The 12,672-nt window shown below is 60.1% G+C and carries 12 protein-coding genes; 4 read left to right on the top strand and 8 right to left on the bottom strand.

Annotated features, from left to right (window positions below; translation table 11 throughout):
- Window positions 1-56: 56 nt before the first annotated feature.
- Window positions 57-2,138 (bottom strand): DNA primase, encoded by a 2,082-nt coding sequence (gene dnaG / locus ACLM45_RS02100; RefSeq protein ID WP_006041229.1) that lies wholly within the window; start codon window positions 2,136-2,138, stop codon window positions 57-59.
- A gap of 104 nt (window positions 2,139-2,242) precedes the next feature.
- Between dnaG and ACLM45_RS02095 the strand changes: the two genes are divergently transcribed.
- The gene (locus ACLM45_RS02095; protein WP_038004258.1) at window positions 2,243-3,151 is read left to right on the top strand and encodes a DMT family transporter; all 909 of its coding nucleotides are present in this window, start codon (window positions 2,243-2,245) and stop codon (window positions 3,149-3,151) included.
- On the opposite strand, the gene ACLM45_RS02090 is transcribed toward ACLM45_RS02095, so the two are convergent.
- Complete coding sequence (locus tag ACLM45_RS02090) at window positions 3,130-3,597, bottom strand: hypothetical protein (protein WP_006041227.1); 468 nt, start codon at window positions 3,595-3,597, stop codon at window positions 3,130-3,132. The two genes, ACLM45_RS02095 and ACLM45_RS02090, sit on opposite strands and share 22 nt — an antisense overlap.
- A 21-nt stretch (window positions 3,598-3,618) precedes the next feature.
- On the opposite strand from ACLM45_RS02090, the gene ruvA reads away from it, so the two are divergent.
- From ruvA to ACLM45_RS02075, 3 genes are read left to right on the top strand one after another with little or no spacing between them, the layout of a single operon-like run.
- Complete coding sequence (gene ruvA, locus ACLM45_RS02085) at window positions 3,619-4,266, top strand: Holliday junction branch migration protein RuvA (RefSeq protein WP_415410338.1); 648 nt, start codon at window positions 3,619-3,621, stop codon at window positions 4,264-4,266.
- A gap of 54 nt (window positions 4,267-4,320) precedes the next feature.
- Window positions 4,321-4,590, top strand: coding sequence for a 30S ribosomal protein S15 (gene rpsO, locus ACLM45_RS02080; protein ID WP_006041225.1), 270 nt, complete (start codon window positions 4,321-4,323; stop codon window positions 4,588-4,590).
- Window positions 4,591-4,617: 27 nt separating this feature from the next.
- Window positions 4,618-4,995, top strand: a complete 378-nt coding sequence (locus ACLM45_RS02075) for a PAM68 family protein (protein ID WP_006041224.1) — start codon at window positions 4,618-4,620, stop codon at window positions 4,993-4,995.
- 37 nt (window positions 4,996-5,032) lie between these two features.
- Here the strand turns inward: ACLM45_RS02075 and ACLM45_RS02070 are convergent, their stop codons facing one another.
- The 6 genes from ACLM45_RS02070 to ACLM45_RS02045 form a co-directional block, all read right to left on the bottom strand.
- On the bottom strand, window positions 5,033-8,554 hold the full coding sequence (locus ACLM45_RS02070) for a DNA polymerase III subunit alpha (RefSeq protein ID WP_006041223.1): 3,522 nt from the start codon (window positions 8,552-8,554) through the stop codon (window positions 5,033-5,035).
- 99 nt (window positions 8,555-8,653) lie between these two features.
- Window positions 8,654-10,117, bottom strand: a complete 1,464-nt coding sequence (gene gatA, locus ACLM45_RS02065; protein WP_006041222.1) for an Asp-tRNA(Asn)/Glu-tRNA(Gln) amidotransferase subunit GatA — start codon at window positions 10,115-10,117, stop codon at window positions 8,654-8,656.
- 58 nt (window positions 10,118-10,175) lie between these two features.
- Window positions 10,176-10,421, bottom strand: coding sequence for a DUF1816 domain-containing protein (locus ACLM45_RS02060; protein ID WP_038004256.1), 246 nt, complete (start codon window positions 10,419-10,421; stop codon window positions 10,176-10,178).
- A gap of 52 nt (window positions 10,422-10,473) precedes the next feature.
- Window positions 10,474-11,859 carry a 23S rRNA (guanosine(2251)-2'-O)-methyltransferase RlmB gene (gene rlmB, locus ACLM45_RS02055; RefSeq protein WP_415410336.1) on the bottom strand — a complete coding sequence of 462 codons (1,386 nt, stop codon included), beginning with the start codon at window positions 11,857-11,859 and terminating at the stop codon, window positions 10,474-10,476.
- Window positions 11,860-11,870: 11 nt separating this feature from the next.
- The gene (locus ACLM45_RS02050) at window positions 11,871-12,281 is read right to left on the bottom strand and encodes a ribonuclease III domain-containing protein (RefSeq protein ID WP_006041219.1); all 411 of its coding nucleotides are present in this window, start codon (window positions 12,279-12,281) and stop codon (window positions 11,871-11,873) included.
- Window positions 12,278-12,667 (bottom strand): STAS domain-containing protein, encoded by a 390-nt coding sequence (locus ACLM45_RS02045; RefSeq protein ID WP_006041218.1) that lies wholly within the window; start codon window positions 12,665-12,667, stop codon window positions 12,278-12,280. The genes ACLM45_RS02050 and ACLM45_RS02045 overlap by 4 nt, the downstream gene beginning before the upstream one ends.
- Between the last annotated feature and the right edge of the window lie 5 nt (window positions 12,668-12,672).

The following is a 12,672-nucleotide window of genomic DNA, read 5'->3' as shown; positions in this document are numbered from 1 at the left end:
CTGCGACGCCAGCGGAACTCCGACCCTGCCGACGCATGGCAGATCACACGGTTGACTCAGGCGCTCATGGCCGATGCATCCGAGTCCGCAGGAGAGATGCCGTCGCCATAGCCAGCGCAGCGCTGTTGATCCAGATGCAGGATGTGGCGGCGTTCGCTGTAGTACAGCTCCTGAAAACGCAGGGCTTCGGCATTGAGATCGTCGAACATGGCTTGAATCCGCTGCTCCATGTCGACGGTTTGGGGCTGTTGCTGCTCACGCTCCTCATCGATCAGCACGGCAATGCAACGCTCAAGCGTCTGAAGCCGCTGCCCGGCCCAGGCCTCAAGCAGGTGGCGGCAGCGCTTGTGGCTTTTCTGACGCTCGAGCATGGCGGCCGTTCCTCGCAGCTGTTCCATCGGCCGGGACAAGGCGACCTTCTGAAGCTCGCCAGGCTCCAGCAGGGGTGTGAGGCGTGTCACAAGGCTGCTGTTTTCCAGAAGCAGTTGATCGGTGAGCAGGCGGGGCAGATCCAGATCAGCCAAGTCATCGCCTCGATCCTCACCGCGACTGATGGATTCCAAGCGCACACTGCCAAGATTTCCTTCCTCCAGCTCCGTGAGGCACGACCAGAGCAGACGGTGGTGCTGCAAGGCGAAGTCCTCGAGTTCACGCCTGCGCAGCTCCTGCCGGATCGAGCCACGGTGTGAGGGGCAATGAAGGTACAGGCGCAGGATCTCCGCTTCACAACGCTCTCGCTGACTCGCTTCCCCCGATTTCTCATGACGGGCTGAGCGTCCATGCCAGCGCTGACCCTGAACCTGCTGACGCAGGTCTTCCTCCAGCTGAAGAGCCAAGCGCCCCTGACCGCCGCTGAGGCGCTCGGACACTTGCTGGATGTAATGGGTGCGAATCGCCGACTGAGGAAGCTTGCCCAGCAGTTCCACTAGGGCGGAAACGGAACGCTGGAACTGGTCAGCCTTGCTGAGATCCCGTCCCTCCAGCACCTGCTCGATCTGCCAGTCGAGCCAGAGAGGCGCCTGATCCAGAAGGGCCCTGTAGTCACCGGCGCCATGGTCCTTGAGGAATTCATCGGGATCCTTTCCAGAAGGAAGGTGAAGAACACGCAGCTCAAGTTGTCCCTGAAGGGCCAGCTGTTCCACCTCGCCGATGGCGCGATTGGCGGCGCGAACGCCGGCACCATCAGCATCGAAGTTCAGCACGATGCGCTTGCCATCGCAGCAGCGGCACAACTGGGTGATCTGCTGGCTGCTCAAGGCCGTCCCCAGGGAAGCCACGGCGTTGGTCACGCCCGCAGCATGCAGGGCGATCACGTCGAAGTAACCCTCCACCACAACGGCACGGTCGTCTTTGCGGATTGCGGATGCCGCCCGATCAAGGCCATACAAGTGCTTGCCCTTCTCAAACACCTCGGTTTCCGGAGAGTTGAGGTATTTGGGTTCGGTGCCATCAAGACTGCGGCCGCCGAAACCGATTACCCGTCCCTGACGGTCCTTGATCGGCACCATCACTCGATGCCTGAAACGGTCATAGAAGCCATTGCCGCCCTTTCTCGGCACCACCAGACCTGCGGCTTCGAGATGCTCAGGATCCAGACCCTCAATCTGCTGGAGGTGCTTCAGCAGACCATCCCACTGATCCGGCGCATAACCCAGTTCAAACTGCTCAAGAGTGGCGTCACTGAGTCCACGCTTGTCTTGCAAGTAGCGCAGCGCATCAGCACCGGATGCAACCTTCAGCTGGCTCCGAAACCAACCAGCGGCCAACGCCAGCACCCGATGCAACGTGTCCCGACGCGACAGCTGCTGCTTCAACCGCTCCTGCTGGGGACCATCGACGGTCTCCACAGGCAATTGATAACGACGGGCCAGATCCAGCACCACATCGCTGAAGCTCTGGCGCTGAAACTCCATCAGAAACTTGATGGAGTTTCCTCCCGCACCGCAAGAGAAGCAGTAGTAAAACTGCTTCGCCGGCGACACCGTCATCGACGGCTTGCTGTCGTCGTGGAAGGGGCAGATCCCAACAAACTCTCTGCCCTTCTTTTTGAGCACGACGTGCTCACCCACCACATCAACGATGTCGGCACGCTCCTTGACGGCCTCAATGGTTCGGGGATGCAGACGGGCACTCACCATCACCCCATTGTGGAAGACCCAGGCGCTTGCGACGAGAAATCCGCCGAGGGAAACCGTTCGTCCCTACGGGTGGCAAGGTTGTTGGAGTGGTTGCGGACGTGTTGATGCGGAGCCTGCTGGCAGCGATCCGCGGAACGCAGTCACCCCAAGAGTGGAGAGCCTGCACCTCTTTGCTGGGTGCAGCAATGGCTTTCAGCCTGATGACGGTCTGCGTGAAACACCTCGGGGGCCGTTTGCCTGTGGCGGAGATCGTGTTGATCCGATCACTGATCAGCATTGCGATCACCCTGACGATGCTTGCGCAGGTGAACGTCTCGCCCTGGGGGCATCAGAAAGGACTCCTGCTGATGCGCGGGGCGCTCGGCACCATCGCGCTGCTGCTCTTCTTCCAGGCGTTGGCGAGTTTGCCCCTCGCGGCAGCGACCCTGATTCAGTACACCTATCCCACGCTGACGGCGCTCTCAGCCTGGGCTCTGCTCAAGGAACCGATCCGCAAACGCATCGGACTGGCCATCGTGCTCGGCCTGATCGGAGTGATCCTGGTGGTCCAGCCCGAATGGATGGGTCAGTCCGTGGCAGGACTCCCGACCGTGGCGGCGCTGATCGGACTCGGTGGAGCCCTGATGACAGCCCTGGCCTATGTGAGCGTGCGTCAGCTGTCCGGGAGGGAACATCCGCTGGTGATCGTGTTTTATTTCCCGTTGGTCTCTGTGCCCGCCACACTGCCGCTGCTCGTGGGCAGGTTCGTTCTCCCGACCGGCATGGACTGGGTCTGGCTTGTCGGGGTCGGTCTCATGACCCAGATGGGGCAGATCTGGCTCACCCAGGGGCTGGCAGCCATGCCAGCGGCCCGAGCCACATCGATCAACTATGTCCAAGTCGTGTTCGCGACCCTCTGGGGTGTGCTCTTCTTCGCAGAGCCGGTTACTGGGAGCGTGATTGTTGGAGCACTGTGTGTTCTTGGAGCCACGCTGATCAGCTTGAGCGCCCGTCAGTCGATGGCGAGGGGGTAGGTGATCCAGGCCTGCGATGCGCCGTCATCAGAGCCGCTTGGAATCGCCAAACGCCAGCTTTCACCGCGTTCACCCCGTTCGAGGTACAGCTCAAAGGCGCTATCCACCTTGACAGCGTCACCGGGCAGACGCCAGTCAAAGCGACCGGTGAGATGCACGCCTTTCTGCTCACCGATGCGGATCGCGTCCTGATCTTCCAGCCGCACCCTGCTCACCTCGGGAACACCCCCAGCGTCCAGATCAAGGGAACGGGCGATGGAGGTCTGCGTGAGCTGAATCTGCTGGCCCAACGCACTCAGCAGCACGGAGCGAGGAGGCTGATCGGATGCCACGCATGCAGAGAGCCCAATGCTCATCACCAAATAAAGCAGGCCTGTTACCGCGATCCGGAGCCAGCGACGAAACGGAACGGGCATGGAGAACGGGCTGGACAGATCAGGCAGCATGGCTTCAACAGACACTCTCCCATGATCGGCTGGCTGCAGGGAGAAAGAATCCAGAGCTGGGAGCAAGGTGGTCGTCGTGGGGTGGTGATCGCCTGCGGCGGAGTCGGTTACGAGGTGCAGCTCACCTCCAGGGATCAGAGCCGACAGATGGATGTCACCTCCTGCACGTTCTGGGTGCACCAAGTGCAGCGGGAGGATGGATCCACCTTGTACGGATTCTGCGAGCAACAGGAACGCGATCTGTTCCGAACCCTTGTTGGCGTCAATGGGGTTGGTCCGCAGATGGCCCTGGCATTACTCGATTGTTGCCGAGTTGAAGAGCTCGTGGCTGCCATCGTTGATGGCGACCTGAAACGCCTCACGCAGGCGCAAGGTGTTGGCAAACGCACCGCTGAGCGGATCGCGGTGGAACTGCGTGATCGCCTCGGTGCCTGGGCACCGTTGCAGGAACCAAGCCTGTCCCTCGTGGATCGCAGTGATGTGAAGGAGATTCCCCTCGGGGAGACATCCTTAAGGGAGCTTCAGATCACCCTCGAAACCCTTGGCTACGAAGATCTGGAAATCCGCAGAGCCATGCGTGCCGTGGCAACAGGGACCGACGTGCCCGCAGAGGATGACGGCGACGCCTGGTTACGGGCAAGCCTGAAGTGGTTGAGCCAATCGGCCTAGGGCCCCACGGCAGAGTAAATTGTTTGTTTGCACTGTCAGGGCCAGACGCCGCGCATGTCGCTCGATACCACCGAAAAGCAAGAACTGATCAACGCTCATCAGACCCACGCCACCGACACCGGATCGGCTGAGGTTCAGGTGGCCATGCTCACAGAGCGCATCTCGAAGCTGAGCAGCCACCTGCAGCAGAACATTCACGACTTCTCCTCTCGTCAGGGTCTTCTGAAGATGATCGGCCGTCGCAAGCGCCTGCTCGGCTATGTGCGTAACAAGAGCGAGAAGCGGTACACGGATCTGATCGCCAAACTGGGCATCCGCGGCTGATCCGCGGTTCCAGTTTCTTCGTGAGCCATGGCCGAACGACGCGATCCCCTGCCGTTTGAACCGCGCCGATCGGCACCCACTCCTTCGGTCAACCAGCCGATTCCCAAAGATGTGGCCAATCGGATGGCTCGGAGGGTGGCCATCGCGACCGGACTCCCTTCCTTGATGGGAATGGGCGTGTTTGTCGGAAGCTACGTGCTGGTGAGCCGAGGCATCCTTGACATCCCGCCTGGAATCACGCTGGTCACGTCCGGCTTGTTTTTTCTGCTTGGCCTTGTTGGACTGAGTTACGGCGTTTTGTCAGCGAGCTGGGAACCCCAACCCGGAACTCTGCTTGGAATCGAGCACATCAAACCCAACCTGCAGAGACTGCGCAGTTCGATCCGAGCCCAGAAGCAGAGCTGAAATCGTTCGCTTCAATCCCTCGTCTTCAGACCCAATCTCAAACCAACAGCGGGTCACTGCAACTGACCCTGAAGGAGCTGTCCAACAGATGCTTTTGCGCAGCAGCCACATCTCGGACGCAGAATTGGGGACCTAACCGCACGTAGCGAACATCCGATCCCCGTCGGACGGCGGCGACCACCGGAACGCGCACCCCGAGTTCATCCTGATCGGGTCGGTACGCCTGCAGGCACTCCCTCAGCTTGTGCTGAACAGCCACATCACTGGCCTGATCGGCATCCAGCTCCACCATGAGGAGGCGCAAATCATCGATGGCACGGCAGTCATCCACAATCAGCTGAACACGCTCATCGCGGCGATCAACAGCAGCCCAAACCAGTAGGCGGGCTTCGACAAGAAGATGATCCGCAAGCCGCGCATAGCTCTTGGGAAAGACCACTGCCTCACAGGAGCCCGTCAGATCTTCCAGCTGAAGCACAGCCATGCGGTCACCCTTTCGCGTCGTCACCTGACGCATTTCGCTCACCATGGCAATGGCGCTCACCTTGGCCTTGTCCGCTTGCTCCTCCAGACCAGCAAGCCCGATCGGTGCCAGCAGTCGGGCCGGAGGGGTGAGCTGCTTGAGCGGATGGTCTGAAAGGTAGAAACCCACCAGATCTTTCTCGAGCTTGAGCTTTTCGCTGGGGTGATAGTCCTTCACCGGTGCAGCCTTGGGCGCCAGGCTCAGGTCAGATGGAGCATCGGAATCCCCGTCTGCAGAGCCTGCCATCAGATCGAAGAGATTGCCCTGACCACTGGCGCGATCCCGGGCACGGGAATTCGCCCAGTCCAGCAGCAGATCGAGATCGGCGATCAACTGGGCACGGTTGGCCTCTGGCTCAAGGGCATCCATCGCACCGCAATGAATCAGTGATTCGAGGCTGCGGCGATTGATCACGCTGGAAGGCACGCGATCGCACAGATCAGCGAGGGATTCAAAGGGTCCATCCGCTTCTCGGGAACGAATCAGAGCACGGATCGCTCCGTCGCCGAGATTGCGTACCGCGGAGAGGCCGAACAGGATGCGTTGATCGCGGGGGGTGAAGTCGGTGCCCGATGCGTTGACATCCGGAGGCATCACCTCAATGCCCATGGCGTTGCAGTTGGAGATATAACGCTGCACCTTGTCACTGGCACCGGCATTCACGGACAGCAGCGCAGCCATGTACGCCACCGGATAGTGCGCTTTGAGATAAGCGGTCTGATAGGTCACCGCCCCATACGCCGTGGAATGACTCTTGTTGAAGCAGTATTCGGCGAAGAGCACCATCTGGTCGAAGAGTTCATCGGCCACCTTGTCGTCGACACCGCGCTCGGAGGCGCCCTTCACAAAGATGCCCCGATGTTTCTGCATCTCAGACACCTTTTTCTTGCCCATGGCCCGGCGCAGAAGGTCTGCTTCCCCCAGGGAGTAACCCGCAAGATCCTGGGCGATGCGCATGATCTGCTCCTGATACACCATGATTCCGTAGGTTTCGCTGAGAATCGGCTCCAGGGTGCTGTGAGCGAAGTCGATCGCCTCGCGTCCATGCTTCCGGTTGATGAACTTGGGAATCAGTCCGGCATCGAGAGGGCCAGGGCGATACAGCGCCAGGATTGAAGAAATGTCCTCCAGTGACGACGGTTTGAGATCGCGCACGATCTGACGCATCCCGGTCGACTCAAGCTGGAAAATGCCCTCCAGGTCACCGCGGGCCAGAAGATCAAAGGTCCCCTGATCCTGAGGGGGGAGCTTGTCGGGATCAATCCGTTCCCCACTGCTCTGAGCAACAAGCTCAAGGGTCTTGTCGATCATCGTGAGATTTTTGAGCCCCAGGAAATCCATTTTGAGGAGCCCCATGGACTCCACGTCTTCCATGAAGTACTGGGTGATCACCTGACCGTCATTGTTGCGTTGCAGGGGGACCAACTCATCAAGGGGATCCGCGGCAATCACCACACCGGCAGCGTGCACACCAAAGGTCTTGTTGGTGCCCTCAATGCGCATGGCCATATCAACCCAGCGTTGAACCACAGGGTCCTTGTCGTATTTCTCCTTGAATTCGGGGTTCGGCGACTCATCGCCGATCATTGCCTTGAGCTTGGCTGGCTTTCCGCGTACCACCGGGATGAGCTTCGCGAGCCGGTCGGCGTCGCCATAGGGAATATCCAGCACCCTGGCCACATCCTTGAGCACAGCCTTCGACGTCATCCGGTTGAAGGTGATGATCTGCGCCACTTTCTCCTCGCCGTAACGGCGCGTGACGTAGTCGATCACCTCGCCCCGGCGTTCAATGCAGAAGTCGGTGTCGATATCAGGCATCGACTTGCGTTCTGGGTTCAGGAAGCGCTCAAACAGCAAGCCATTGCTCACCGGGTCGATATTGGTGATTCCAAGGGCGTAGGCCACGAGCGAGCCAGCCGCCGAGCCGCGGCCAGGACCGACTGGAATACCTTGCTCTCTGGCGAAACGGATGTAGTCCCACACCACAAGGAAGTAGGTGGGAAATCCCATCTGCTCCATGATCTGAAGTTCATGGGCGAGACGATCGGCGTAGGTCTCCTCGATCGTGTCGTTGCTGGATAATCCAAGCCGATCACGCAGACCTTGCTCGGTGACCTCATGCAGGTAGGTGACCGGCGTATGCCCCTCAGGGATTGGGAAGCGGGGCATCTGATAGCGGCCGAGGATGTCATAGTCCTCAACTTTCTCCGCCACAGACACAGTATTGGCAATGGCCTCCTGCACCACAGCAGGGTCAAGGTGATCGGCAAACAACCGGCCCATCTCCTCTTCACTCTTGAGATATTCAGTGCCGGTGTAACGAAGGCGTTTCTCGTCGCTGATCAGCTTGCCCGTGAGCACGCAGAGGAGGGCGTCATGGGCTTCCACGTCATGACGGGTCAGGTAGTGGGCATCGTTGGTGGCCACCACCTGAATACCGAGCTCCTGCGCGATCTTGACGATCTCCACATTCACAATGCGATCTTCGGGAGAGCCGTGATCCTGGATCTCAAGATAAAAGTCCTCTCCGAACACCTCCTGGTACCACCGGGCCACGTCCCTGGCCACATCGGGTCTCTCACGCATGATGGCCTGAGGAATCTCTCCGCCTAGACAGGCGGTTGCCACGATCAGACCCTCGCTGTACTGCTTGAGGAGGTGCTTGTCGATGCAGGCTCGGGAGAAAATTCCCCGACCGCGCATGCCGCGCAGGTGACTGATGCTGGTCAGCTTGACGAGATTTCGATAGCCGACAGCATTTTTCGCCAACACAACCAGGTGATAACGCCGCTCCTTCTTGGGCTGTGGGTCATCAATGGACCCATTGATGACGTACATCTCATTGCCGATGATCGGCTTGATCCCCGCCCCCTTGCAGAGCTTCAGCAGCTCCACGGCTCCATACATCACACCATGGTCCGTCAGAGCCAGTGCCGGCATTCCCAGCTCTTTGGCACGCTCAACCATCTGGGGCAGCTGAGATGCGCCATCCAGGAGGCTGTAATCGCTGTGGTTGTGAAGGGGAACAAATGCCATAGGCATAGCCTAAGCGCCGGCGCAAGATGCAGGGGCAGGACCGAGTCGCCAACACCGCATCTAGCGTGAATTGGATCCAATCGAACCAGCTGGCAACGTTCAGCCTGGGATGAACGCCCCCTCTGGACGGGATTTCATGACATCGGCTGCCTGTTCGTACTGGTGAGCAACCTGCAAGAGGCGCGGCTCCTCGAGCACGTTTCCAATCAGCTGCACTCCGATCGGCAGTCCTCCGTTATCAAAGCCGCAGGGGAGGCTGATCGCCGGAAGACCCGCCAGATTGGCCGGAATCGTCAGCAAATCAGATAAGTACATCGCCAGCGGATCATCCGCGTGGGCGCCGTTCTTAAAGGCCGTACCGGGAGCAGTTGGCGTCAGCAGCACATCCACTGACTGGAATGCGGCATCGAAGTCACGCCGGATCAGCGTGCGCACCTGTTGGGCCTTCTTGTAGTAAGCATCCACATAGCCCGCCGACAGCGCATAGGTGCCGATCAGGATGCGGCGCTGTACCTCACTGCCGAATCCTTCGGCACGGCTACGTGCGGTCATCGCGGCCAGCGAGGCTGCATCCTCAGCCCGGTATCCATACTTCACACCGTCGTAACGGGCGAGGTTGGCCGATGCCTCAGACGGTGCAATCACGTAGTAGGTGGCGATCCCGTCGTTGAACCGGGGACAGCTCACATCCACCAAATCCGCCCCAAGGGCCTGCAGCTGCTGCGCAGCAGCAAGAACGGATGCTTTCACCTGAGGATCCAGACCCTCCTGTTCGAAGCATTCCCTCACAAGTCCAACTTTCAGGCCTTCCACGGGACGCCCCAGTGCCGCGCAGTAATCCGGAACGGGAGCATTGAGACAGGTGGAATCGCGGGGATCCGCACCCGCCATCACCTGAAGCAGCTCCGCGGCATCGGCCACGGAATGGCTGAAGGGACCGACCTGGTCGAGGGAACTGGCGAAGGCAACGAGTCCATAGCGACTGACACGCCCATACGTCGGCTTAAGACCGACCACGCCGCAGAACGAGGCCGGCTGACGAATCGAACCGCCGGTATCGGAACCGATGGAGGCCAGACACTCGCCGGCCGCCATCGCCGCAGCGCTTCCACCGGAGCTGCCGCCAGGGACATAGTCAGGATTCCAGGGGTTCGCCGTGGGCCCGAAGGCGGATGTCTCCGTGGATCCACCCATGGCGAACTCATCGAGATTCGTCTTACCGAGCAGAACGGCTCCAGCAGCCCAGAGGCGCTCGGTCACCGTGGACTCATAGGGGGGAACGAACTGCTCCAGCATCCGACTGGAGCAAGTGGTACGAACACCACGTGTACAGAGGTTGTCCTTGATGGCTAAAGGAACCCCGGCGAGACGAGGCAAGTCCTCACCGGCGGCACGGGCTTCATCAACTCGATCGGCATCGGCCCTGGCCCGCTCCGCGGTGACCTCAAGGAAGGCATGGATTCCAGGTTCAACCGCTTCGATCCTGGCCAGATGGTGGTCGGTGAGCTCCCGTGCTGAAACCTCTCCGTTCGCCAATTGCTGACGCCATTCGGCGATCGCCATGGTCAGAACTTTCGTGCAGCTGAGACGCTATCAGCCAGTCGAAATGCCAGAGAGCCTCTCAGGACGCAGACTCAATCGTGAACGGCTCCGTACGACGACAGCGGATCAGGGATTGCTCGATCGAATCGGGTGACTCAGATTCGAGGTCTGCGAGAAATCCTGGGAGAGCTTTCTCAAGACCGGAGCGGCGGACATAAGGTCCGAACCAGTAAGTCACACTCGGATTACGGGTGTGAACTTTGGCCCACCATGCGAGTCCAAGGCCGTTGGCAAGGGAGCGCATCGGCCAAATCAGCGGGCTCATGGCGGAGCTGTGAAGACTCCGTCATTGTGCCTTGATTTAGCACGCTCGGCTTTCAAAGTTCGACACTTCCATCGAAACTGGGTGTTGGAATCTCGGTCGAGCGTTCAAGCTGAAGATCCAGCACTGTTTCCTGAGGCTTCACGACGCTGCGGGTCTTCGGTGCCGCTGGCAATCTTGGGCGCACGATCTGCGGCGAAGGGTTCTGACCACGCAGGCCTTTCATCCAGCCACGACGGGCCACCTCGTAGAGGCAAAGAGCAGTGGCAACCGACGCATTGAGACTCGGAGTGATGCCTCGGAGGGGAATGCGGATCAAGTGATCGCAATGGCGGCGCGTCAACATCGACAGTCCCTGGTCCTCCGAACCGGTCACCACCACCAATGGACCATCAAGGTCGACTTCTTCCAGCGTCTGGTCACCCTCCTCAGCCAGGCCCACCACCCGATACCCGGCATCTTTGAGAGTTTCCAACGAACGGTTGAGATTCACCACTCTCGCAACCGGGAGGTGTTCGAGGGCACCAGCTGCCACTTTGGCCACAGATCCTGTCAATCCAGCGCTTCGGCGTTGGGGAAGCACAACGCCATGAGCGCCGAGAGCTTCCGCAGAGCGGACGATGGCGCCCAGATTATGAGGATCGGTCAGACCATCCAGTGCCAGCAGCAGGGGAGCTTCTTGGAGTGCGGCACAGCCCTCGATGAGATCGGAAAGATCAAGGGTCTCAGCAGCAGCGGTCTGCAGGGCGATGCCTTGGTGGACAGCCCCTCCGGTCATCTGGGCCAGTCGGGCCCAGGTCACCTCCTCCACCAGAACACCTGAGGCTTTGGCGTCTCGAAGGAGCTGCATGAAACGCGGTGCACTCCGCATCTCACTGGTGCACCAGATCCGGTGAATGGGGCGACCGGCTTCCAGAGCTGCCTGGGTGGCATGACGGCCCCAGAGGAGATCATCAGCAACGGAATCTGCGGAGTGGGACTTGGCCTCGCCCCGGGGCTTCTCATCAAAACGACGGTCTTGGCGGTCTGATCGCAGCGATCGACTATCTTGCGAACGGCTTCCCCTGGCTTCACCATCACGGGACCGCAGAGGCACCTCACGATTGCGTTCAGAGAGGCGACGCTCAGAGCTGCGTTGATCCCGACGCCCGCGTGCTGCAACGTCCACAGATCGGACGCCAGCTCTACTGACTGATCGCGCGTAATCACTAGACCCACCTCTGGCGGGGACCCGTCGCTTGGTATCGCCACTCCGCTCGACTCGCCAAGGAGACTCCCTTCGCTCGTCGCTGCCATCACGGCGATCACGGCGATCACGGCCCGGTCCTCGTTCATCCATCCGAGCCGAACTTCCGCGAGGACCTCCTCTGGACGGACGACCTCCCCCGGGATCTCCACCGCGTGGGGGACGGGACGGGCGGCGTTCAAAACGGGAGCTCATGGGATCGATGGTTATGACAGGGCTGATTCGGTCTCCTCAAGGCGATCCAGAAGCTGGGCAAGCCGCGTCGGATTGTGAAGATAGAGCCAGCCAACCATTGTCTCAAATCCTGTGGCCTTCCCATAGGCAGCGGGGTCGCCACCGCGCGGCCCCCTCCCGGCGCGGTTGCGGCCGCGACGGACCAGATCGCTTTCAAACTCAGTCAACATGGGCCGAAGTCGCTCCAAGGCGAGAGCTTGCGCATCCGCCCGGACCTCGGCGACAACCGACCGGTGCAGATCAGACGCCCGTCCTGGACGTCGGCAATGGCGAAGTCGTTGATGCAGTTCCCAGACGGCATCACCGAGCCAGGCAAGCTGGAGGGGACCTAGATCAACGGATTGCGAAGGCAGAGCCTGCTGAATCCGGACCCAGTCGCTCAAGCGGCCAGCTGGGTGAAAGCCGACTCCAGATCGTTCACGAGGTGAAGGAACGCCTCAAGCCTGACCAGTTTCACAGTCTGGCTGACGCGAGCATTACCCACCACCACGAAGCTGCGTTTGGAGTCGTTGCACTGTTTGGCGAGTTGCACCAGAGCGCCCAAACCGGATGAATCAAGAAAGTCGATCTTGCTCAAATCGAGAACCGTTGAGGAAGCATTGGCCTTGAGCACATCAGCCACGTAGCTGAGGAACTGCTTCTCGGAGAAGGCATCCAGCTGTCCGGTGAAGTGAAAAACCAGACACCCACCCTTCTGTTCGAATCCGCCGCGTAGCGAAACCGTCAGTCGCTGGAGTTCAGTGATGGGAACAGACCCCCCTGGATGCATCGTGC

This window comes from Synechococcus sp. A10-1-5-9 (assembly GCF_047716785.1).
GTDB lineage: Bacteria > Cyanobacteriota > Cyanobacteriia > PCC-6307 > Cyanobiaceae > Synechococcus_C.
Note: the sequence above shows the minus strand (reverse complement) of the source record. Positions and strands in the feature narration are given on the sequence as shown.

Excerpts from the sequence above, each read along its gene's own strand:
- ACLM45_RS02095 (WP_038004258.1), top strand. The coding sequence starts at position 2,243 with ATGCGGAGCCTGCTGGCAGCGATCCGCGGAACGCAGTCACCCCAAGAG.
- ACLM45_RS02075 (WP_006041224.1), top strand. The coding sequence starts at position 4,618 with ATGGCCGAACGACGCGATCCCCTGCCGTTTGAACCGCGCCGATCGGCA.
- rpsO (WP_006041225.1), top strand. The coding sequence starts at position 4,321 with ATGTCGCTCGATACCACCGAAAAGCAAGAACTGATCAACGCTCATCAG.
- ACLM45_RS02045 (WP_006041218.1), bottom strand. The coding sequence starts at position 12,667 with ATGCATCCAGGGGGGTCTGTTCCCATCACTGAACTCCAGCGACTGACG.
- gatA (WP_006041222.1), bottom strand. The coding sequence starts at position 10,117 with ATGGCGATCGCCGAATGGCGTCAGCAATTGGCGAACGGAGAGGTTTCA.
- ruvA (WP_415410338.1), top strand. The coding sequence starts at position 3,619 with ATGATCGGCTGGCTGCAGGGAGAAAGAATCCAGAGCTGGGAGCAAGGT.
- ACLM45_RS02070 (WP_006041223.1), bottom strand. The coding sequence starts at position 8,554 with ATGGCATTTGTTCCCCTTCACAACCACAGCGATTACAGCCTCCTGGAT.
- ACLM45_RS02060 (WP_038004256.1), bottom strand. The coding sequence starts at position 10,421 with ATGAGCCCGCTGATTTGGCCGATGCGCTCCCTTGCCAACGGCCTTGGA.
- ACLM45_RS02090 (WP_006041227.1), bottom strand. The coding sequence starts at position 3,597 with ATGCTGCCTGATCTGTCCAGCCCGTTCTCCATGCCCGTTCCGTTTCGT.
- rlmB (WP_415410336.1), bottom strand. The coding sequence starts at position 11,859 with ATGAGCTCCCGTTTTGAACGCCGCCCGTCCCGTCCCCCACGCGGTGGA.
- dnaG (WP_006041229.1), bottom strand. The coding sequence starts at position 2,138 with ATGGTGAGTGCCCGTCTGCATCCCCGAACCATTGAGGCCGTCAAGGAG.